Origin of the sequence: Paenibacillus agaridevorans, from assembly GCF_018604145.1 — a bacterium.
Lineage (GTDB): Bacteria > Bacillota > Bacilli > Paenibacillales > Paenibacillaceae > Pristimantibacillus > Pristimantibacillus agaridevorans.
Genome location: NZ_CP075889.1, coordinates 205,808 through 229,670 on the forward strand (window position 1 = coordinate 205,808; position 23,863 = coordinate 229,670).

At 52.2% G+C, this 23,863-nt stretch carries 15 protein-coding genes; 13 read left to right on the plus strand and 2 right to left on the minus strand.

What is annotated here, in order from left to right; translation table 11 throughout:
* Positions 1 to 279 precede the first annotated feature (279 nt).
* The 6 genes from KJW29_RS00855 to dgoD all read left to right on the plus strand — a co-directional run bounded on the left by KJW29_RS00855 (position 280) and on the right by dgoD (position 10,959).
* Positions 280 to 1,284: a Gfo/Idh/MocA family protein gene (locus KJW29_RS00855; protein WP_214628388.1), complete on the plus strand. Its 1,005-nt coding sequence runs from the start codon at positions 280 to 282 to the stop codon at positions 1,282 to 1,284.
* A 46-nt stretch (positions 1,285 to 1,330) separates the two neighbouring features.
* Positions 1,331 to 2,644, plus strand: a complete 1,314-nt coding sequence (locus tag KJW29_RS00860; protein WP_214628389.1) for an enolase-like domain-containing protein — start codon at positions 1,331 to 1,333, stop codon at positions 2,642 to 2,644.
* A complete protein-coding gene (locus KJW29_RS00865) occupies positions 2,641 to 3,570 on the plus strand; it encodes a Gfo/Idh/MocA family protein (RefSeq protein WP_214628390.1) in 930 nt (309 codons plus the stop codon). Before KJW29_RS00860 ends, KJW29_RS00865 begins: the two co-directional genes overlap by 4 nt.
* 713 nt (positions 3,571 to 4,283) lie before the next feature.
* Positions 4,284 to 8,969: an S-layer homology domain-containing protein gene (locus tag KJW29_RS00870; RefSeq protein ID WP_214628391.1), complete on the plus strand. Its 4,686-nt coding sequence runs from the start codon at positions 4,284 to 4,286 to the stop codon at positions 8,967 to 8,969.
* Positions 8,970 to 9,133: 164 nt separating this feature from the next.
* The gene (locus KJW29_RS00875; RefSeq protein ID WP_214628392.1) at positions 9,134 to 9,805 is read left to right on the plus strand and encodes a FadR/GntR family transcriptional regulator; all 672 of its coding nucleotides are present in this window, start codon (positions 9,134 to 9,136) and stop codon (positions 9,803 to 9,805) included.
* A gap of 5 nt (positions 9,806 to 9,810) precedes the next feature.
* On the plus strand, positions 9,811 to 10,959 hold the full coding sequence (gene dgoD, locus KJW29_RS00880) for a galactonate dehydratase (protein ID WP_214628393.1): 1,149 nt from the start codon (positions 9,811 to 9,813) through the stop codon (positions 10,957 to 10,959).
* Between the two features lie 3 nt (positions 10,960 to 10,962).
* On the opposite strand, the gene KJW29_RS00885 is transcribed toward dgoD, so the two are convergent.
* On the minus strand, positions 10,963 to 12,762 hold the full coding sequence (locus KJW29_RS00885) for a sensor histidine kinase (protein ID WP_214628394.1): 1,800 nt from the start codon (positions 12,760 to 12,762) through the stop codon (positions 10,963 to 10,965).
* Positions 12,759 to 14,378, minus strand: a complete 1,620-nt coding sequence (locus tag KJW29_RS00890; RefSeq protein WP_214628395.1) for a response regulator — start codon at positions 14,376 to 14,378, stop codon at positions 12,759 to 12,761. The genes KJW29_RS00885 and KJW29_RS00890 overlap by 4 nt, the downstream gene beginning before the upstream one ends.
* Positions 14,379 to 14,553: 175 nt before the next feature.
* Between KJW29_RS00890 and KJW29_RS00895 the strand changes: the two genes are divergently transcribed.
* From KJW29_RS00895 to KJW29_RS00925, 7 genes are all read left to right on the plus strand, one after another.
* Positions 14,554 to 15,543, plus strand: a complete 990-nt coding sequence (locus KJW29_RS00895; RefSeq protein WP_246608528.1) for an ABC transporter permease — start codon at positions 14,554 to 14,556, stop codon at positions 15,541 to 15,543.
* 30 nt (positions 15,544 to 15,573) lie between these two features.
* On the plus strand, positions 15,574 to 16,449 hold the full coding sequence (locus KJW29_RS00900; RefSeq protein ID WP_187104413.1) for a carbohydrate ABC transporter permease: 876 nt from the start codon (positions 15,574 to 15,576) through the stop codon (positions 16,447 to 16,449).
* Between the two features lie 62 nt (positions 16,450 to 16,511).
* Entirely contained in the window at positions 16,512 to 18,026 is a 1,515-nt protein-coding gene (locus KJW29_RS00905; protein ID WP_214628396.1) for an extracellular solute-binding protein, read from the plus strand.
* A gap of 34 nt (positions 18,027 to 18,060) precedes the next feature.
* Positions 18,061 to 19,572, plus strand: coding sequence for an FAD-dependent oxidoreductase (locus KJW29_RS00910; protein WP_214628397.1), 1,512 nt, complete (start codon positions 18,061 to 18,063; stop codon positions 19,570 to 19,572).
* On the plus strand, positions 19,573 to 21,102 hold the full coding sequence (locus KJW29_RS00915) for an alpha-L-arabinofuranosidase C-terminal domain-containing protein (protein WP_214628398.1): 1,530 nt from the start codon (positions 19,573 to 19,575) through the stop codon (positions 21,100 to 21,102).
* A gap of 1,004 nt (positions 21,103 to 22,106) precedes the next feature.
* Positions 22,107 to 23,027, plus strand: coding sequence for an ATP-binding cassette domain-containing protein (locus tag KJW29_RS00920; protein WP_214628399.1), 921 nt, complete (start codon positions 22,107 to 22,109; stop codon positions 23,025 to 23,027).
* Positions 23,020 to 23,781, plus strand: coding sequence for an ABC transporter permease (locus tag KJW29_RS00925; RefSeq protein ID WP_214628400.1), 762 nt, complete (start codon positions 23,020 to 23,022; stop codon positions 23,779 to 23,781). Before KJW29_RS00920 ends, KJW29_RS00925 begins: the two co-directional genes overlap by 8 nt.
* Positions 23,782 to 23,863 lie beyond the last annotated feature (82 nt).

Genomic DNA, 23,863 nt, shown 5'->3' on the forward strand with positions numbered 1-23,863 from the left:
CTAATACTAGGGATAAGGGTGGATTATATGGTGATGTTCTTACAAGCGAATATTAGTTTGGTTTCACTCACCATCACTCTGATGTATATCGTTCGTAAAAACCGCTTATCGTACATCAACGTTAGTGGTAATATAAAATATACGATTATAGATTGACGAAATAGCTTAAATCCTGTACTTTATTGTTAGATAAATACATCAGTTTATACATCAGATGTGGAGTTATTTATCTTATTTCAAGAATATATACAGCAGTTAAAAACGATTGGAGGAATTACGATGATTAAAGTGGGAATGATCGGATGCGGCAACTTGGGACGAACGCATGCCAAATGTATCGCTGAGCTTGAGGGAATAAAGCTGTCAGGCTGTTTCGACGTTTACAAGCCAAGCGCAGAAAAATTGATGGAGGAATTTGGCGCAGATTATGCGACGGATGATCCCGATCAACTGTTTAATGATCCATCGATAGACGTTGTGTACGTGTGTACCATGCATGATACGCATGCCGAATACTGCATCCGTGCTATGGAGAGCGGCAAGCATGTGCTCGTAGAGAAACCTCTGGCGATGACGGTAGAGGAATGCGTGGCTGTGGGAGAAACGGTAAAGCGTACAGGCAAAACGTTATTTACGGCGTTTAAGATGAGGTACTACGAGATGTTGTGGAAGGCGAAAGAATTGATCCCTAATCCTATCATGGTGACCATGCAAATGATGGACAGCAGATGGGGGGACGGCATATGGCCCAATGATCCCGTTAAAGGCGGAGGCAACGTCATCAGCCAAGGATGCCACTCCACCGATGTTATGCGGTTTATGGCAGGAGGCGATCCGGTAGAGGTATATGCGGCTGGCGGCAACTACTATCAACCGAGCGGCGTTGTTGACAACCTGGTGGCCGTCTATCGATTCGACAACGGCGCGGCGGGCTGTTTGATCCAGGGCGATAGCGATTGTCCCCCATTAACGAGCAAGTTTTTTATGCAAATGTTTGCAGAAGGCAAATCGATTACCATATCCGATCGTCTCACTACTTTGACCTATACCGAGGCAGGAAAAGAGCCGCAAGTATTCCAAGGCACGGAAAGCGGGTTTATGGAAGAAAATCGAGCGTTTCTAAAATGCTTGCAGGAAAACGCCAAAGCGACAATCAATCATGTAGACGGCTTATACGCCACGCTGATGATCTTGCAAGCGATTGCTTCGCTGGAAAGCGGCAAGCCGGAGCTGATTCAAGCCGTAGTCGAGGAGTCCATAAGCGAGAGGATTAACCAAGGATAGGGAAGGTCGTATTGACGGGGAGAGCTTATCGATTGGAGGATAAAAAATGATAACAATCGCCGAATCCAAGCATCTATCGATCCAAGAACCTTTGCTGGAGCCTTTCGGATTTAAAGGGGACTACTTGACGGAGTTATGGCAATCGGTGGCAGGGCTTCGTTCTCATGACGGCGCCATCGGCATCGGAGTAGGCGTTCAAAGCGTCTTATGGTCCGACGACCGGGTATTTTCGCAATATGGAGAGCAAACCGGAAACGCTTTGATGGCGAATGCGACCCAATATGCATTGATGCTTGCGGAGCACACGGAATTTGATACGCCAATCGATTTAATGGATCGATTATTTCCGGAAGTGCATGCATTCGCGCAACGAAGTGTTGGAAGAGATGATCTTCGTGCGACCTTTGCTCTGAATGCGCTTGTTGCCTTGGATCAAGCGGCTTGGTCCTTGTACAGCAAAGGCAAGGACGCGGGAGGCGGCTTCCAGGAGTTGGTTCCTGAATCATACCGTTCTGCCCTTTCGGCTCGACAGCAACAACTAGGGTGCATCCCTCTTGTGTCTTACAACCTGTCAGAAGAGAAGATTGAACAGATTCTTGGAGAAGGTTATTTTATTTTGAAAATTAAAATTGGCGCTGATCCCGAGCAAAACGGGGACCCTGCCAAAATGCTGGAATGGGACAAACAGAGGCTGTCACAGATCCACCGCATTGCTTCTCGCTTCGATACGCCATACACGCGGAATGGAAAAATCGCTTATTATTTGGATGCCAATGGCAGGTATGACGGGAAAGGTCGCATGATAAGTTTCCTGGAACATGCCGATCGGTTAGGCGCGCTGGAGAGCATAGTACTGCTTGAGGAGCCGTTTAACGAGACGAATGTTATCGATGTATCGGATTTGCACGTTCGATTTGCAGCCGACGAAAGCATCCATAACGAAAATGATGCGCAACTGAGGATTGAGATGGGATATAAGGCGATCGCGCTTAAGCCGATCGCTAAGACGATGAGCATGAGTTTAAAAATCGCTAAACTAGCTCGTGATAAAGGCATTCATTGTTTCTGTGCCGATCTAACCGCTAATCCCGTATTAGCGGATTGGAACAAAACGTTGGCCGCTCAGTTGCCTCCGCTTCCGGAATTAAAGATCGGCGTGTTAGAAGCGAACGGACAACAGAACTACCGCAATTGGGAACGGATGAAAAGCTGGCATCCCTATTCCGATGCGTCATGGATTACACCTAATAAAGGACTTTTTACGTTGGACGATTCATTTTTTAATGTGATGGGAGGGGCGCTTGAAATAGGCTCCGAATACGAAAATCGATTATATGGCAGAGGTGAGCAAACGAAATGAAATCATTAAAAATCGGTTTGGTGGACCTCGATACATCACATCCTGGCAGCTTTGTTCCCATTGTTCGCGAGATGGGGCATCACGTCACAGGAGTGTTCGATAGCGGAACGATCTATCCTCCTGGATATACTGCGACATTCGCTCGCGAGCATGGCATTGATCATGCTTGCGAAACGATAGAAGAGCTGGTCGAGCGGGTAGATGCGGTGTTTATTCACAGCTGCGATTGGGATTTGCATGTCCAACACGCAAGGCCCTTTATAGAAGCGGGGAAAGCCGTATTTATTGACAAACCTTTAGCCGGTAACCCCAGGGACTTGCAGCAGCTCATCGATTGGGGCAAGGATGGCGCCATACTTACAGGCGGATCTGCGCTCCGCTATTGCAATGAAGTGAAAGAGTGGAGAGAAAGAGGCATTGGAACGGAAGAATGGGTGTATGGACTTGTCGGCTGCGCGGTAGATGAATTTAACTACGGTATTCATGCTTATGCCATGCTTCATGGTCTTATGGGAGCGGGGATCGAATCGGCCAGATACGTGGGGGAGACCGCACAGCAACAGATCGAGCTGGCTTGGAAAGACGGCAGGCGCGCAATGGTGAGCATCGGGAAGACATCTGGTTACTTGCCTTTTTACGCCTCGATAACGACGCAAAAACAAGTCGAGTTTATAAAGGTGGACAATAATCGCTTATATCAAGCCATATTGGAAAACGCTCTGCCTTACATGGCAGGGGAAGCGCCATCGCCGATCTCGCTCGATGAGCTGGCAGAAGCGGAAATGGCAGCAATTGCTGCCAAGCTGTCTGCGGAACGGGGCGGGGCGCTTATCCGTATCCATGATATTCCATTAAGCGAAGTCGGCTATAACGGAGGTTTGTTTGCACAACAGTACAAAGCGATGAAATTTCCCGATCAGAAGTGAGTGAGCTTCGGCGAACTTCGAATTCGCTGAGTTCAGTCGGAGATCCGGCTGTATACTCGGCGAGGGATTTTAAACATTAAAAGCTCTTAGGATGAGGTTCTGCCTATCTTAAGAGCTTTTTTGTTACCACGCCAGAATTTATAAGTTTCCGAGCTTTTCGGAAATCTGAGATTCTATTTGGCGATAAAACTTCCTCTAAACGCGGTCGCTCATCCTCGAAGGACTCGATAGGCGTTTTTCTCATAATAATAGAATTGATAAAATTCCGGGGTGGAGCGCGAGATCAGTCATAGTCGCTAAGTTGTGCTAACGTGAGCGATAGCAACAATGGAACTCAGAGACCTTAACTCGGCGAATGGAGGGGTAAAGGCAGGGCTAACGGAACCAAGAGACTTTATTGGTTGATAATAAGGGGGATGGAGCGCGATTGGGTGGGAATAAGAACGCACAGTTCCGTTAAGGGTACCCAAACCGTTGATTTGGCGAAAATAACGTCGCTCAGTTCCCATCCTGGTCTACATTTATGCTTTATTGAGCTCGGCTGTTGCTGTAGCGCCGAATGAAGCATAAAGGATATTCATTTCATAGGATTTATACGCATTACGTCAGGTGCGGCATGAAAGGAGGATAAACCCGCAATAATGCTCATATTACATGCACCCGGACTCTGTTATGCTCAGCGATGATAACAATAACAGGGAGGGGTTATTCGCATGGTTGGTATTAGGTATAGGAAACAAGCGAAAATGCTGGTCGCTGCAATTCTCGTCTGGACGATGGCGCTTTCCGGGCTGTTGCAAGAGCCGCAGAAGGCAAGCGCGGCGGTGGCAATCACGATTGATTCACCGGAGAACGGCGCAACGGTAAACAGCGGTACGGTTAGAATATCGGGTACTTATGCAGGGCTTTATGATATTAAGCTGTTCATTAATGGTACAAGACAGGTGGACGCTCTTACATACGATCCAACCGGCACCGATTCCGGCACCTGGCATTATGATTTGGATACAACCGGTTATAGCGGAATGGTACAGTTGAGGGCGCGGGGGCTCGATACGTCGACCCGATACGGCATATGGAGCCCGGATATGCACATTAACGTTAGCAATGCCGCATCGGAAGCGCCGCTTGTAACAATTGCAAGCCCGCAGGAAGGGACTTCGCTAAGCGGCGTCGTGCCGATAGAGGTAGAAGTCCAATCGACGGCTGGCATTAGTCGGGTGGAGGTACGCATCAATGGCGGACCGTGGCAGGAGGCGGGGCAGAATAACGGGCATTATACGTTGAACTGGAATACGGATAGCTTATCCGATAGAATCGTGAGCCTGGAGGCTCGGGCCTTTAACGAACATGGGGCAGCGGGCAGAAGCTTAACGACTTATGCGCAGATTGGGTCTGGCATATTTGAAACTGTAAGCGTTAACAGTCAGGACAGAGCGATGTGGATTTGGGAAGCCGCGTCGTATAATATGCTGCTGAATCCCGGCTCCAGAAACGTACTGCTGGAGATGGCCAAGGATACGGATACCTTTCAATCCGAGCCCGTGAAGGTGTTGTATTTTGCGGTTGGCCCGTTTGCCGGCATGGATGTGATGGAAGACAGACCGGATTTGCTGCGCGATTTTATCGCATGGGCGCACGAGCATGGCTTTGAGGTGCAGGCCTGCATCGCGGGAGGAACGTCACCGCCTTATATGGGGGCTTATAGAGCGTTTCATGACGTAGCGATCGGGCACTTCGAGCAGGTGCTGAACTATAATTTGTCTTCCGATCCAACCGAACGTTTTGTTGGAGTCAATGTAGATATCGAACCTTATATTTCGCCGGATTTTGCGGATGTAAGCAAGTTTTTGCAGGTGGAGTATTTGGAGCTGGTCGAAAAAATGATTGAGAGGCGCGATGCATCCGGATTAAATCTATCGTTCGGACCCGCGATTCCGAGATGGTACGACACATCGGACCGCGCAAAGGATATAACATTCAACGGGGAAACCAAATGGCTCTCCGAGCATATTCAGGATATGGTGGACTATATTTCGATTATGAACTATCGAGACCAGGCGGAAGGCTCCGTCGGGCTGATTGAGCAAGCGCAAGGGGAAATCGATTATGCCAACGCGATCGGCAAGCCGAATTCGGTCGTAATCGGCGTTGAGACGCTCGACATTGCCAATAGCGGAGATCCGGAGACGATCACCTTCCGCGAAGAAGGCAGAGCCTATATGGAGTCCGAGCTCGACAAGGTGCACGCGGCCTTTGGCGGCAATCCCGCTTTCGGAGGAATTGCCATGCACCATTATGATTCCATCCGATGGCTGCCTTCGCATTGGGGGCCGGACGGGGTGTTATGGATGCCGTCTGACGACTCTGAGCCTCCCTCTGTTGTCAGTCGCCAAGCCTCCGCGCAGGCTGTTGATTATCAGACCGTAACGTTGTCCTATGGTCGGGCTTACGATAATTCGGAGATCGAAAATTATGTCATATACCGCAGTACAGTGCCCAATTTCACGGCAGGCGCCGAACAAGCCATCGGCACGGCCAGATCATTGTCCTATAAAGATACGGGCCTGCTGCCGGATACGACCTACTATTATAAAGTGGCTGCCGTAGACTTGCGAGGCAATGTAGGTCCTGCATCGGAGCAAGCGGTGGCAACAACCCGGCATACGGAGCTCAAGCCGATGATCGTGTCCTCGATGAAGGTGGAACGGTCGGGGACTGCGGTGTCAGCCGCTATCGCAATCTCCGATTACGCGACCGGTGTGCCCATCGCGGCCAATGTCGAGGGGAGATTTACTTATGCCGGAGGCCGCTATGTATCGGGACAGACGGGCGGTTCTTCCGTATCCTTCACTTCGGAAACGATTGGCGAAAACCATCTGGCAGGCTTTATGCCAAGACGCGTCACCGCAAGCGGCTATTACTGGGCGCAAGCCTACGACATGCCGCGAGCAGCCAATGTGTATCCGCGCGTTCGCCTTCAGAGCTTGGCCGTAAGCGACGGAGAACTGTCGGAGGGATTCGCGCCGGATCAGTCTCACTACAACTTGCAGGTAGACGCCGAAACAACATCGATTCGTATTACCCCGACCGCGGAGGAAGCGGGCACCGCGATTCTGGTAAACGGGGTTCCGGTTGCAAGCGGCGCCGCATCCCCGCCTATATCGCTGGGAGAAGAAGATACCATTATCGTTGTGCAAACGACTGCGCCTAATGCGGCTATGGACAGCTATACGATCACCGTACAGCGGTCGGAAGCATCGGTGGACAATGTATTCGTTGCCGTCGAGGATGCGCATGTGCATCAAAATCATCCATCAACCAATTATGGCGCTTCGGAATACTTGAACGTTATGGATATCCTGAATGCGGATGGCGGCGGAGATCAGCTTGCCTACTTGAAATTCGATTTGACCGGATATACGCAGCCCGTACAATCGGCGGACGTGCATGTCTATTTAGCTGAAACGCTTCCCAAAAAAGTGAAAATCGATGTCATCGGTTATCCCAACAGCAGCTGGAATGAAAATACGATTGTGTTCAACAACAGGCCGCTGCAAACGCCCCAAGCGCTGGGTACGATGGAGGTGCAGAACGCCGGCTGGTATTCGTTCGACATCGCCTCATTCGTCCAGAGCAGAATGGGGACCGGCAGCGATCAGAAAGTAACCGTTCGTTTCATTATTAACGATATTCCGAATTCCTCCGGGGCTTTGGTCCAGTTTCACTCGCGCGAGCATGCCGACAATCAGCCGTACGTGCTGGTGAATCCATCTTCGGACGCAACGCTCTCTAAGCTTGCGCTAAGCAGCGGCAGCCTTGATTCGCCATTCGATCCCGAGCTGCCGGCATATAAGGCGGTTGTAAGCGGCGTTGATCGGATTGCGGTTACGCCTGTCGCAACGAATAAGCACGCCGTCATCGAGGTTAATGGCGAAACGGTGTTAAGCGGAACCCCATCGCAAGAAATTCCGTTAGAGCTGGGAGAAAATCCGGCGATACGAATAGATGTGACCGCGCAGGACGGCACCGAACAACATTATACCGTCGAGGTTGTACGGCAAAGCGCAGGATCCGATTATTCCGGGGGCAGCGTCGTAATTCCGATATCATTCGCGGATGTTAAAGTGGCAGAGGGACTTATTCAAGCTACGCCTCATGTGACTTTTACGGAAAAGGATGGAAACGTAATCGGCAAGGTTGACATTAAGGAAGAAGCTGTCCGCCATGCCTTAAACAAAGCGGCCGAGTCTAATTCCGCTCTGCGCGGCATGACAGTTGCTGTAAGCGAGCGGGAGAGCGAAGGGCAAGCCGCTGGATGGGAGCTGCAAATTGCTCCGGGAGCATTGGCGCGGCTGAAAACTGCCGGCTTAACGCTGGAGCTGCTTGGACCGGGCTGGAGCCTGACTATTCCTCTGGAGGCAATGGCAGGTCTGGCAGAGCATAAGGAGCCTTTGGCTATTCATATTGCGGATTTGGATGCTGCCGCGCACGAAGCTGCGATAAGCCGGATGTCCTCCTCGCCGGTAGTCCGTTCTGAATTGGGCGGTAGTGAACCTTTGTGGCATTCTGATCCTCTGGTTGTAGAAACCAATTTCAGCGGCGAACCGATCGTCCTGACCTTGCTGCCGCGTAACGCCCAGGAACGGCTTCAATATACGAAGCTGGAAGCGGGACTAGGCGTATATATCGAGCACAACGATGGCGACGTTGCGTTCCAGCGGGGCACCCTTGTCTATGATGAATCCGGCCAATCGGCTGGCGTGCAAATCATGGTCGACAAATTCAGCACCTTTACGGTCGTTGCTCTTCCGCACAAGCCGGACGCTTATATTAACGGTTACGCGGACGGCACTTTCCGTCCGGATAACAACCTCGCAAGGGCGGAGTTGGCTGTGCTGCTGGACCGCTTGGCGGGCACGGATCCAAAGGGCGATACAGCAGAAGGGGATACTCAAAGTTCGGCGCTGTGGAAGGATGTCGGAAGCCACTGGGCCAAGAGCGCGATCGGGCGTTGGGCTGCCAAAGGATTATTCCATGGTTATCCGGACGACACCTTTAGACCGGATCAAGCTGTAACGAGGGCGGAGCTGGCGACGATCCTGTCGCGCTGGAAGAATCTTTCCCTTCCTGCGATCCCTGTGCAATTGTTCGCGGATACCAATGGACATTGGGCACAATCAGCGATTGAAGCAGGACATGCTGCAGGCTGGTGGAACGGCTACGGCGATGACAGCTTCCGTCCGGACCAATCCATTACGAGAGCCGAGACGATAGCTATACTTAACCGGGTGACGGGACGTATTCCGGCAGCCGAACCGATTAAGCTGCCTTGGACCGATGTCGCGCCGGAACATCCGTTTGCGGGCGATATCGCTGTTGCGACAGCAACTGAATAAATGAAATTGTAGCGGAAGGGGATCTGTGTCGTTGTGCGACATGGATCCTCTTTTATGGTGACTTTTATGGTGGCTTTTTTTATCTTTGACAAATCGCCAAATAGATAATATCTTATAAAAAGAAAGATCATATCATTAATGAAAGCTAGGATTGCGAGGCACTTATGAAAAAGCTGGCTCATGAAGAGATACTAGAGCAATTGCAAGAGCGAATCCGCTCCGGAGAATGGAAGCCCGGGGAACGTTTGCCGACGATGCAAGAATTGGCGTCGCAATACAAGCTCAGCCTGACGGCCGTACGCGAGGCGCTGCGCCTTCTTGAGAGTCGCAGGATTGTCAGCATCGAGCATGGCAGAGGGATTTTTGCCTGCAACGATCCTGGACTGCTCGATGATCCCGTGGCTCCGATCAGAGGGATGGAAACCCGTTCACTGCTTGAGCTGCTGGAAGCACGTCTCGCGATCGAACCTGAACTGGCGGCGTATTGCGCCAAACGATCGTCCGGGGCCCAGGTCCGGTCCATCCGCGAATTGGCGGATCTGATGGAAGACCAGATCGGGCGGGGAGAGGATCACTTCGCTACGGATGTTCAGTTTCACCAAGAGATCGCCGAAGGCGCCGACAATCCGTTGCTTGCACAGATGCTGTCCGTCGTGGCAGACCTGTCGGCGCAGGGAAGGAGGGAGACGGACAAGCTGCCCCATATGCGGGATAAAGCCGTCAGCTATCACCGGCTGATCGCGATCGCGATACAGGAGCGGGATGCGGAGCAAGCGCGAGCGTTAATGAAAGCCCATATTCAAGATATGATCAATACCATACAATCGAAAGGATGAGGAGCTTGAAAATCACGGGCATGGAGTTATTCATCGTTCCGCCGAGATGGTTGTTTCTAAAGATCGATACGGATGAAGGGATTGTCGGTTGGGGAGAACCGATCGTTGAAGGCAGAGCTCGCGCGGTAAAAGCAGCGGTCGAAGAATTGAGCGGGTATCTGATCGGCAAGGATCCCCTCGCCATCGAAGATCACTGGCAAGCGATGTACAGAGGAGGATTTTATCGGGGCGGTCCCGTGCTCATGAGCGCCATCGCGGGGATCGACCAAGCGCTGTGGGATATCAAGGGGAAATTTCACCAAGCCCCGATCTATCAGCTGATGGGAGGAGCCTGTCGTGATCGCATGAAGGTCTACTCCTGGATCGGCGGGGACCGTCCTTCCGATGTCGGGCAAGCCGCATTGCGCGCGCAGTCCCAAGGTTTTACAGCCGTTAAGATGAACGCGACGGAGGAATTGCAATATATCGATTCCTATCTCAAGATCGATCAAGTTCTGGAGAGAGTGGCTGCGGTCAGGGAGGCTGTCGGCCCTTATTTGGGCATCGGGATCGATTTCCATGGCCGCGTCCATAAACCGATGGCAAAAATTTTGGCGAAGGAGCTGGAGCCTTTCCGCCCGATGTTCCTCGAAGAGCCCATGCTTCCAGAGAACAACGAGGCGCTTCGGGACATTGCGGCCGTTACGCATATCCCGATCGCGACCGGCGAGAGGATGTTCTCGCGTTGGGATTTCAAGAAGCTGCTCGCGGACGGCTACGTCGATATTATCCAACCGGACTTGTCGCACGCAGGCGGCATAACAGAATGCAAGAAAATCGCGAGCATGGCGGAAGCTTACGACGTTGCCCTTGCGCCGCATTGTCCGCTCGGACCAATCGCGCTGGCTGCTTGCTTGCAAGTGGACGCGACTAGCCATAACGCGTTTATTCAGGAGCAGAGCCTGGGGATTCATTATAACCAAGGCAATGATTTGCTGGATTATGTCGTCGACTCGTCCGTATTCGAGTATGTGGACGGATGCGTCTCGATCCCGGACGGTCCGGGGCTTGGCATCGAAATCAACGAGGCGCATGTACGGAAGATGGCGGAAATCGGGCATGACTGGAAAAATCCGATCTGGCGCCATCAAGACGGCAGCGTGGCGGAATGGTAACGTCTAGATTTTGATTTTTAGCAACACATTCGTCCCGCTACCCGGCTTCGAGGTCAGGGTGACTCCGGCGCCGTTATCGCGGGAAAATAAGCGAAGGCGCTCGTGCACGTTATAGAGTCCGTAGCTTTCGACTTTGTTGTCTGGAGATGGAGGTTCGAGAAGCTGCGCGAGACGTTCGGGAGTCATGCCGACGCCGTCATCCCGTATCTCGATCGTTAGCCAGGGTCCTTCGAGTTTCGCGGATATGTCGATGGTCCCCCGCTTCGGCCGTTTCATATGGATGCCGTGCAGAACCGCGTTCTCTACAATCGGCTGCAAGGTTAGCTTTGGAAGCCGACAGGACAGCAACGTCTCTTCGACTTCGCAGAAGAGCTCAATGCCGCTGTCATCCCGAGTGTTATGAATGTGCATATAGGATCGAATCAATTGAAGCTCTTCGGCGAGCGTAACCACATCGCTGCCCTTGTTAAGGCTTAGCCGGAAGTAGGTGGATAGAGCCTCGATCAAGTCGCTGATCTCATCGGCTCCCCGGCGAATGGCCATCCAGTTCATGCTGTCCAGCGTATTGTACAAAAAATGCGGATCGACTTGCGCCTGAAGCGCCTTAAGCTGGGCATCCCGTTCGTGCAGCTTGGAGCGGTAAGACTCCGCCGTCAGGTCATGCACGGTTTGCACCATGCGCGAAATCGCGCTTTCGAGCTGCCGCAAATCGCCTTTCGGCTTTGGCAGGCTGCCGTCGAAATGCGCGGAGCCTTCGGCTTTGAGGGTACGGTTCATGTCCCGAACCCGCTTGGCCAGGCTTTCGGCAGCCGCCGCGAACGCAAGCACCAGGAAAAAGATAAAGACGATGGAGCCGATACCGAGCAACAAAACCGCTGACACTTTTGTCAGGACGACGCTTTTGCCGGAAAGCTCGGAAGTCGGCAGCTTGGCGACGATCGACCAATCCGTGTTCGGAATCCGGCGATAGAGGAAGGAGGTTGTTCCTTGGTCGTCCCGGAAGCTGCCTTCCTTCGATTTCGCTAACTGTTCCATCTGGGCTGCGGTCAGGTCGGCGGGCTGTCCTAGCCTGGCGGCATCCTGATGCGAGACAAGTCGGCGATCGTCGTCCACGACAAACACTTCTTGAGAGGACGACAAGGACACCCGACTTAAAATCTCCTGAATCATACTCACTTTGACGTCAACCGACAGCACGCCGATAACCGACTCGTAATGAAGCGGATCGTGAAGCATGCGCACGGCTGATATAACTTTGGCATCCGACTCCCCGAGATAAGGTTGAAGATAGGTCCCGCGCCAATAATTGCCTCCGTTGCGCGAAATCATGTTTCGGTACCAGGCGGCTTCGCGATCCAGGTCTTGCAACGAAAAGAAATGAATGTCTTCCCTCGAATACGTCAGTCTCGGGTCGACGAACAGGCGAATTCGGTGAATGCCGCGATTTCGTTCCAAGCTGACAAGCAGTTTCTCGAGCTCCTGGAAGTCCTCGAACTGTTCGTATGCCGGTTTTGTGGAACCGCTAAGATACTGAGCGATCCCCTGATTGGCGATTACGCTGTCGGAGACGCTCGCGACGTTATCCAGGCCGTTGGAGATATTGTACTCGGCTTGATTTAACGTCTGCAGCATCGAATCGCTCATTTCCCGTTCGATGATGCCGGATGTCTGTTGAAAATAGAGAAGAAACAGCAGGCAACCAGGGACCAGGACGACGACGATGTAGATCGCTATCGCTTTTTTTGTGATGCTCGCTCCGGAATAGGCCCGCAAATATCCCTTTAGCCATCTCCAGCCGTTCATAGTCCCCGCTCCCGGAATTCGCCGGGCGTGTAACCGGTTTGCTTCTTGAACAACTTTCCGAAATATCCCGGATCTTTGTAGCCGACCGCATAACAAACATCATACAGTTTGTTGGCCGGATCGGCCAACAGCGCCTTGGCGGCGGCAATCCGCGTCTCGATGATGTATTCGTTAAGCGTTCTCCCCGTCTCCTGTTTAAACAGCAGGCAGACATAGGTCGTGGTCAAGTATACGGAAGCGGCTATTTGGGCGTTCGTCAAGTCTTCCGCATAATGCTCTTCGATATAACGGCAAATTTGCGCCACGACGTTGTGCGTTTTATTTTTGCGCTTGTCCGATATTTCCGCATAGGCCAGATTTAAATGACGAACGGCTTCTTCGCGAAGCTCGGCTACCGTCTCCGCCGATACGATCGCCTGCCATAACCGGAGCTCGCCGTCCTCCAGACTTTCGGCGGGCAGGTTCATCTCCCGCCGCAATTCGGCGCACACCGCCAGAAGCTGAGCCCCTGCAATCCGGGTCCGGAAGATGGCGTTTGTTTCCTCGCCGCCTTCGAACGCTCTTTCTGCCGCCAGACGCAGGGCATCCCGGTCGGATCCCTTTAACAATGCGGCAATTTCTTTCGGTTCGAGCTCCTCGCCTCCCCCGTTGGTACCGGTTGAGGGATTGTAGATGAGTCCGTCCATCGAGATAATCTGGTTTTTCCCGACATACCATTTATGCTCCGAAGCCCGTGCGGCCTCACCATAGGCGTGTGGCAGTTCCTCCCAACGTTCCGCCGCCGGTCCTACTCCGATCGTCACTTCAAGCTTTAACAGCCGGTTGATCTGTTCTTTGACTCGCTGTATCAACGCAAAGAAGCCGTCTTCTTCGTCATCCGAGGCGAAGTGGACGATGCCGGCGTACTCCCCGGTCCGTACCTCGAACGCATGTCCTGGATAACGCTCGTTCAACACATCCTCGATGATGTTTAAAAGGGCAAACGCTTGCAACTGTCGTTCTTTCTCCGGCAGCGCTCCGATTACTTTGCCGTAATCGTCTATACGGATGGCGAAGACGCCAAGTCGGAATGGAGAAACGGGCAGCCGTATGCCAAGAAACTCGAATTTGTTCCTTAACGCCTCCAAATCCTTGGCCCCGTCCAGGACGAGAGCGGCCAGATGCCGTTCCCGCAGAAGCGGGATGCTTTGGTTCAGCTTCATATGCAGCCCGTTCAGCGTCCTGATTTCTTCTTCTTCCGCATCCAGCTTGTCGACGAGTCGCCGAAGCAGCTCGGTCAGCTCGCCCAGACGCACGGGCTTCAATAAGTAATCGACGGCCTCAAGCCGTATCGCCTTCTTTAAATAGTCCAGATCGCCGTAACCGCTAATGAACACGAACTTCGCCGGATGGCCTTCTTCAGCGAGCCGTTCGGCCAGCCCGATTCCGTCCAAATGCGGCATCCGCACGTCTGTCAATACGATGCGGACGCCCTTTGTTTCGCGGATCGCCCGCAATGCCATCTCCCCGTCTTCGGCTTCCCCGGCCACTTCCAATCCGAAGGCAGACCAATCGACGCATTCCCGCAGACCGGAGCGAACGGAGCTTTCATCGTCCACGATAAAGAGCTTGTACATGTCATCATTCCTCCCGAACGAGTTAAAACTATACAGTAGCACCGTAAAATCGTAATCCGCTCCTCTATAACCGATCGAGGTTAGCCGTTACAATTTGTTCAAGGGGAAATCACTCAACCCCATTGTAAGGCGAATCATAAAATGGTGTAAAGTCTGACGGAGAGGATGGTAGAAGATGAAGGAGTCCGAAGCAGTGACGGGACCACTTCCGCCTTCGATGGCGGCAGGCCGCCGCAAGCCGGACGGCCAACGATTTTGGCGCTATTTCCGGATGAATTACGATCTTTATCTGATGTGCTTGCCGGGACTGGTTTTCCTGGTCGTGTACAAATTTGTTCCATTGCTTGGCTTATCGCTGGCTTTCAAGGATTTTAACCTGTTTGCGGGCAACAACATCATCGATTCGATCATGGCAAGCCCTTGGGTCGGCATGAAACACTTTAACCGCATTTTTGAGGACGAAGCTTTCCTGAGGGTCATCAGCAATACACTGATCATCAGCTTGTACAAGTTAGTGTTCCTGTTTCCGATCCCGATTCTCGTCGCAATCTCGCTAAACGAACTGAGAATCCGCTGGATGAAGCGCTGGGTCCAGACGATCGTGTATTTACCGCATTTCCTGTCGTGGGTCATTATTTTCGGTCTGTTCTATTCCTTGTTCGGCTCCTACGGCATGATCAACAAAGTGATCGAAGCCGTCGGCGGTCAAAGCATCAGCTTTTTCTCCGATTCGTCATGGTTTCGTTCCCTGCTCGTCTTTACAGAAGGGTGGAAGGAAACCGGATGGAACACCATTCTGTTTCTGGCGGCAATGACGGCCATCGACCCGCAGCAGCAGGAGGCGGCGCTCATAGACGGGGCAGGCCGCTTTAAACGAATCTGGCATATTACGATTCCCGGCATTATGCCTGTCATCATGCTCGTCCTGGTTTTGCGATTGGGACAAATTTTAAACGCCGGATTCGAGCAGGTTCTGGTCATGTACAATCCGGCGGTGTACGATGTCGCGGACATTATCCAAACGTTTGTTTACCGGATCGGACTCGGTAAGATGGATTTCAGCCTGTCGACGGCCCTTGGCTTATTCGAATCGGTTATCGCATTCATACTGGTGTACTCCAGCAACCAGGCCAGCAAACGGTTTCTGGGGAAAAGCATCTGGTAGCCCGGGGACGGGAGAAGGGAGAACCATTTCATGAATTCTATTCGCAACCGATCGGACCGATGGTTCGACGCCGTCAACAATGTGCTGATCGTCGTTGTCGGGCTCATCTGTCTATTGCCCTTCCTGCACGTGCTTGCGAAGTCGTTCAGCGATCAAGCGTCCGTCATGGGGAATAAAATTACGTTTTACCCGATCGGCATGCATCTCGAAGCGTTCCGTTTCGTGTTTGCGCATACCCGGTTTTTCGAAGCGCTGCAGGTGACTTTGCTCGTAACGATCATTGGCACGGCGCTCAGCCTGACAATTACGATATTGGCAGCCTATCCGCTATCCAAGCCCGAATTCAAGGGTCGCAAGCCGATTTTGCTGCTGTACGTATTCAGCATGCTGTTTTATGGCGGTATCATTCCGGGTTACATCCTGATGAAGGAGCTGGGACTGCTCAATACGATCTGGGCCATGATCGTTCCGCTGCTCGTCGTGCCGTTTAACCTGTTCGTCTGCAAAACGTTTTTCGAGGGCATTCCGGAAAGTATCGAAGAATCCGCCAAGATCGATGGAGCGACGAACTTGCGAATCTTGCGATCGATCGTGCTGCCGATATCGTTGCCGGTCATCGCGACTCTAGGCATTTTCTATGCTGTCGGCTACTGGAACAATTATTTTCACCCGCTGATTTATATCAGCTCGGTCGATTTGAAGCCGCTTCAGCTGTTTTTGTACGAAACGATTGCGAACACGGAGGAGCTGTTGCAGGAACAGCCGGATACGGTCAGGCTCAGCATGGCGCCCGAAGGTTTTCGCGCTGCGACCGTTATTTCCTCGATAGTGCCTATATTATTGGTATATCCATTTCTGCAGCGTTATTTTGTGACTGGGATGACGCTCGGATCGGTTAAAGGTTAGGTTTTGAGGCAAAGTGCCTTACTATAAAAAACAGGGGCTACAAAAAGGGAGGCTAATCATCTATGTTATCCAATCGCATGAAATGGATGAAAACAGCAATTGCCGGGATCGCGGCATTAACCGTGCTTGCTGGATGCTCGGGGGGAACGGGGCAGGAAACCGGTCAGGGCGGAACGAGCCCATCGTCTTCGCCTTCGGCGGAAACCGGAGGAGCGAAGCCGAAACTGGAGGTTCTTGCTTTTAACGTCGGTTTCGACCCGAACAACGATCCTGTCGCCAAAGACATCGAAGCAACGACGGGGTATAAGATCAACTATACGCTTTTGCCTAAGGATAATCCGGAGGAAAAGCTTAATATCGAGGTTGCATCCGGCGCGAACTACGACATTCTCACGTTAAACCCGCCGCAGTTTTATACGCTGGTCGCCCAAGGCGCGCTTCAGCCGATCGGAGATTTGGTCGACCAACACGGAGCGAACCTGAAGGAAGGAATCTCGGAATCTTCCTGGGAGCTTGGCAGATACAACGGAGAGTTGTACGGCATTCCGCAGAAAAACGAACGCGCCAACATCGAGCAGACGATGATCGTTCGGCAGGATGTGCTGGATGAGCTTGGTTTGAAAACGCCGGAAACGCTTGACGAGTTCTACGAAACGCTGAAAACGATCAAAGCAAAGAAGCCGGACATGATTCCGCTTACGGGGAACGGAATGAACGTCCCTATGGTCTGGAGCGCGTACGGCATCTATACGGCGTGGTCCGAAGTGGACGGACAATTGCTGCCGCGAATTAAGCACCCGGCAATGGAAGAGTATTTTGCCTTCATGAAGAAACTGTTCGACGAAGGTTTGGTCGATAAAGACTGGCCGATCAATAAATCGGCCCAAGCCCAGGAGAAGTTCATCAGCGGTCAGGCAGCGATGATCTCGGGCGACTGGAATCTGGCCTCGAATATGAACGATGCATTTAAAACGAACGTGCCAGATGGCAAAATGGGTTACATCTCGCCTTTGCAGGGACCTGACGGATCGGCCGGCGTGGAAATGGCCGACAAGCTGATCTATGTGCATGCGATTCCGAAGTCCTCTAAAAATGCCGAAGAAGCGATCAAGTTTATGGACATGAAGATGGAGAAAGACAACTTCACGTTTCTGACGTTGGGCGAAAAGGGTGTTACGTTTAACGAGGAGAACGAAGTATATAGCCCGATCATGCCGATTTTTACGGAAAAACGAGGCAGCGCGTACTTCTTCCTCAACGGCATTCGTGAAGTCGAGTATGCGGAAATGTGGCTGGCGCGTCTTCGCCGGACGCCGACTTTGTTCGAAGCTTTTAATGCTATAAATAAGGATTTCGACAAATATGCGAAAGTCAATCCGATCGCGTTTATGCCGCCAATCGAAGCCGTCGGCAAAAACTTGCCGAGCCTGACTCAAATGGAGAACGACTTCTTCCTGCAGGTGCTGCTCAGCGGCGAGAAGGTCGAGAACTTCGACAAGTTCCTCAGCAAATGGGATTCGTCCGGAGGCAGCGACGTAATAAAAGCGATCAACGACTGGTACAGCACAAAAAAATAGAGAATACGTTGCACTTGGAAGGAGCGGCATGAAAATGAATTATATTGAAGAAACGGCCCGGCGCATTCCCGTAACGGCGGAACCTGATGTGCTCGTCGTGGGGGGAGGCCCCGCGGGAATCGGCGCCGCGGTAGCCGCCGCCCGCAACGGAGCAAAGGTATTGCTGCTTGAGCGGTACGGATTCGTCGGCGGCAATCTGACGGTAGCAATGGTCAATCCGATGTTTACGTTCCATGACGTTAACGGCAATCAAGTTATCCGGGGCGTAGCCGGCGAACTGGTTGAACGGCTGGTTAAGAAGACGGCCTCTCTGGGCCATGTCACGGATTTGACGTTTGATAATGCTTCGATGTCTCCGTTCGATCCGGAAGGCATGAAGCTCGTGCTGTTCGAAATGCTGAAGGAGGCCGGCGTCGAACTGATGCTGCATACCACGTTCGCCGACGCCTACGCGGAAGACGGCAGGATCATCAGCGTTATCGTCGAAAGCAAATCGGGACGGCAGGCGATTCGGGCAAAAACGGTAATCGACTGCTCGGCGGACGCCGACGTCGCCGCGAGAATCGGCGCTCCTTTTGTCAAAGGACGGGAGTCGGACGGGGCGATGCAGCCGGTAACGCTGTTCTACCGGGTGGCCGGCGTCGATGTTGGCCGGTTAAAAGCCTGGATGAAAGACAACCGGCAGCTGCTCAAAGATTCGCCAAGCGACGAAGAGATAGACGCGCAAAGCGCGCTGGCGTTTCTCGGGATGAAGGAAATTATTCAAGCGGCGGTCGAACGCGGGGAGTATCCGAAAGATGCCGCGCCGCGGATTCTGATGTACGAGCTTCCGCGAGAAGGTCAATTTGCAGTGAACTGCACCCGCCTTCAAGGCATCGACGGCACCAATGTCATGGACCTGACGAGGGCAGAGATCGAAACGAGGCATCAGGCGTGGGCTGTGACCGAATTCATGAAACGGAACATCGGCGGATTCGAGGACGCCTACGTGCTCGATACAGGCGTGCAGGTCGGCGTTCGCGAAACGCGGCATATCGTCGGGGATTACACGATGACCGAGGAAGACGTGCTGAACAGCCGGGCGTTCGAGGATGGCATTGCATGCGGCACGTTCGCCATCGACATTCACCCGCCGGAAGGAGAGCAGCAGGTGTTTACCGGTTCGGGCAAGGCGGTCTACGAAATTCCTTACAGCAGTTTGCTTCCCCAAGGAGTCGATAATTTGCTCGTAGCCGGGCGCTGCATCTCGGCGACGCATAACGCGTTTGGTTCGGTTCGCGTCATGGCGACGGCAATGGGCATTGGGCAAGGGGCCGGAACCGCGGCGGCTCTGGCTGTTAGCCGGAGGCTTAACACTCGGGAAGTTCCAGTGGCGGATGTTCGAAGCTTGCTGATCGAACAAGGCCAATACCTGCTCGGGGCCGAAGGCGTGGAGGACCGGGTCGACGGCGGCTTGCGCCTGACGAAGACGGAGGGATCTGGCAGCACGGCGAGCCACCATAATCCATTCGTGAAGATAAGCGGCGGCCAAAGGGAGGACAGTTAGATGAAGGCTAGCGTTACGGTGAACATGCATGAACGGATAGGGGAGATCAACCCCTATATATACGGTCAATACTTCGAACATCTCGGCAATTGCATGTACCCGTCCGTATGGGACGGAGACTCGCCCAAGTCGGATAATCAGGGTTTGCGGCAGGACGTCATCGAGGCAGCCCGGGAACTGGGCGTTCCGGTCATCCGATGGCCGGGAGGATGTTATGTCGACCTGTACGACTGGAAGGACGGCGTCGGCCCTAGCGGGCAGCGGCCGGTTCGTCCGAATTGGCACTGGGGCGGCTTGGAGTCGAACCGGTTCGGAACGGACGAATTTCTGAGCTGGTGCGAGCAAGTCGGCGCCGATCCCTATGTAAACGTAAATCTGGGAACAGGTACGTTGGTCGACGCTTTGCGCTGGATGGACTACTGCAACGGCACCGAAACGGCGGATGCACTGTGGCGCAAGGAAAACGGGCGCGAGGAGCCTTATGGCGTCAAGCTCTGGGGCATTGGCAACGAAACATGGGGGGACTGGGAGGCAGGTAATCTCGGCGCTGATGAATATGCGGCCAAGCTGGCCAACTGGGCGCAGTTCACCAAGAAGTACGATCAACAGCTGCAGTTGCTGGGCGTAGGGTCCTACGAAGGGAACGACGAGGAGTGGGACCGGAAGGTCATCGAAGCCGCAGGCAAATATCTGAGCTATTTGACGATTCATATTTATGGCTGCTCCATCGACCGGGAGAGCTCGAACGAATATTATCCGATTGCCTTTACGCCGGTGTACTTCGAGAACCAGCTGCGCAAGATGATCAGCACGCTGGAAACGACGTTAAGCAAGATGCACAAGAAGCCTGAACACCCGATTCGTCTTTCCTTGGACGAATGGAACATTCGCCATTACGAAGAGAATCCGTCGGGCCAGGAAGGTTATTCGCTCAATCGCAACAGCCCCCGCAATCTTCAAGATTCGATATTCGCGGCGGGAATCTTTCATGCGATGATCCGGCTTAGCCCGCATGTGGGCATGGCGAACTACGTGTTCCTCGTCAACGGAAACGGCATTATGAACGTGACGGAGGACGCCGTCATTAAGACGCCTTTATATCATCTGTTCAAGCAATATCGGGAGTGGATGGTAGGCGATAGCGTGAGCGTCGATGTACAATCTCCGTCGCGTCTGACGCCGGTGCCGCAAGTGAGCAATCCGGAATACAGCGCAGAGCTGGAGCGGAAGCATCAACCTGTCTCCTCGCCTTATATCGACGCCGTTGGAGCCATCGGGGAAGATGGTAGCCTGCGCGTGGCGATCGTGAACCGTCATCTGGAGGAGAGCTTCGAGCTTGCGCTGGGCATTCCGGAAGGATTCGAGAGCGTCGCGACCGTATGGTCGCTGCATCATCCTAATATTCACGCTTCCAATACGCCGGAGGCTCCGGAGCAGGTCGTTCCCGTTACGCGCGACGCTGTATCCGTCGAAAACGGGCTTCACGTATCCGCTCATAGCGTGATTCTGCTTCGGTTCGAGAAAATGTAAGTCATTAGGTTTGCAAGAAAGGACCTCGAATTCCACTGTAAAGTGGGGGATGAGGTCCTTCGTTATATTAGGAAATGATGCAACTCAAAGGGGTGCACCATTGTACTCGAAATATCATACACATTCGCACCAGTTGCGACTCTACAGCACCATTGTACTCGAAATTTCATACACAATCGTATCAGTTGCGCCCCACTAGCAGCATTGTACTCGAAATTTCATACACATTCGCATCAGTTACGCCCCAATAGCAGCATTGAACTCGAAATTTCATACACAATCGCATCAGTTGCGCCTCTACAGCACCATTGTACTCGACATTTCATGCACATTCGCATCTGCCGGCGGCACAAAAGGTTAAAAAATCTAACAGACACCAGCGACGTTATTTGTCCGATTTTCGACTTCTCCTCAATCTAAAGGACAGGAACAACGCTATTTGGTTGTTAGGGAGCCAATTTTCGCAAGGATGCTGCCAATAAGGTCGTGTATGTCCGATAGATTTTCGAAAACCTAAAAAATCGAACAATAGCGTCATTTATGTCCGATAGGCGCTGAGTGACTGGGCGCTTTGAGTTTTTGAATTACCTTCAGGTGATTTTGTTCGAAAATCAGACTTAACGTGGGGCTTAGTTGAAGGAGCGAACAGATCTCAACGACGCTTTTGTTCGTTTTTTGTTTGAAACAAACTTCGAGCATCGAATAGGGAGGGGGAACAAAGAAGCCCCGATCGATGAGGTATAAACGTATGCTTCGTTTTCACTAGTTGGGTTGAGCGCCTAATGAGGTATAAACGTATGCTTCGTTTGCCCCATAGTCGGGTCGAGCCCCGAATGAGGTAAAAAAGTATGCTTCGTATTTCTTCTCCCCATTGTTTATTAAAAGTTAATCATTTCCCAACACTTTGTTTATTGATTGAAAGCCGGCTATTCACAACTGCAGTTTATGATTAGAAAAGTCATAGACAGCCTGTGGCCACAACAATAAGGGGGGATTTCTGCAACGTGGAAGAATATGTTCTGCAAACCCGGCAGTTGACCAAACAATATCCGAAACATACTGCGCTGGCACAAGTGGAGCTGTCGATCCGTAAAGGCAGCATCTATGGATTTATCGGACAGAATGGTGCGGGCAAATCCACACTGATGCGAATTATTTCGGGCTTGGCCTTCCCCAGCTCCGGCAGCTTCGAGCTGTTTGAGCAAAGTTCCGCAAGCGGCATTGTTCAGGCGCGCAAGCGCATGGGGGTCACGATTGAAAGTCCCGCGCTGCTAACTCATCTGACAGCGAGAGGGAACATGGAGGTCCGCCGGCTTCAGAAGGGCATTTCCGATAGAGCAAGCCTCGATAAACTGTTGAACATTGTTGGCCTGGACCGTACGGGCAGCAAGCCGGTCAAGGAATTCTCACTGGGCATGAAGCAGCGACTCGGCCTGGCTATTGCATTGCTTGGAGACCCGGAATTTCTTATTCTCGATGAACCGACAAATGGCCTGGATCCTGTTGGCGTGATGGAATTAAGGCAGCTCCTGACCAGGCTTAACCGGGATACCGGCTTGACCATCCTGATCTCCAGCCACATTCTCAGCGAGCTCCATCTGTTGGCTACCCATTACGGCATCATTCATCAAGGGAAGCTGCTGGAGCAATTGACTGCGGGGGAGTTGAATGAGAAATGCCGCCAATACCTTCATATCAAGGTCGATGATTCGGATCGGGCTGTAGAGGTTTTAATGGATCAGGCGCCGGCAAAGATCAATAGAATGCCCGACGGATCCATTCGATTATACGAATCCACTGAGCGGCCGGGCGCGATTTCTTCCTTGCTGGCAGGTTCCGGGTTGGAGATTGAGCAATTTATGCCTGTGAGCGAAGAGTTGGAGCGTTATTTCATCCAGAAGATCGGAGGAAACAGCCATGATTAATCTTATCCGCTCCGAATTGTACAAGCTGCGCCATGATCCGCTGTACCAAGCCTTGCTGATGGTCATGATTTTTGCTCCGATTATGTTATATGCGATGTTCTACTTTGTCGGGAGCAATTCCGGAAAACCGCCAATGACCGGCATTCAATCCTTTGTTGTCGGAGTGCAGGCCAATCAGATCTTATTAAAAATATCTTTAGGTATTCTGGCAGGCTTTTTTATCTCCAAGGAGTATGCTTCCGGTGTCATGAAGGTCGTCTGCTCAACCGGCTACTCGCGTACTCGGATTTATTTGGCGAAGCTGGCCGCTTTTATGTTGGGTGCTGTGGCCTTGTCTCTTCTTTGTCCGTTAATATCGATGGCGATCGGGAGCGTCGTTAATGGCTTCGGCAGCTTAACGGAAATCACCGCTGCTGTTTATATAGGGAGAACATTGGCTTTAACTGCATTGTTTGCCACAGCATTCACTGCGCTTGTCGCTGTACTGGCGATCTGTTCTACGGAAGCCGGGGTGACGGTCGGGGCTGCATTGCTGTTTTTTCTTTTTTTTGATCAAATCTCCGAATCATTGGCAGGACTTATTCCGGTTTATAGAACGGTCTATGACCATTCTGTATTCAAGCTGTTTCTGCAGATGATGGAATACCGGATCGCCGGTGAACAAGTTTTGCTGTCAGTCCTTGCAGCATGCTTGACGGCGGCTGTCTTTGTGCTGTTGGGAATGTTTGCTTTCAATAAAAAAGAAATTAAGTGACTTTCGATAACGGGATTTCGGGAGGTGATCGTTTTGATCAAACGTTTGATGTATATAGGCCTTATTGTCATTGCTGCATTAA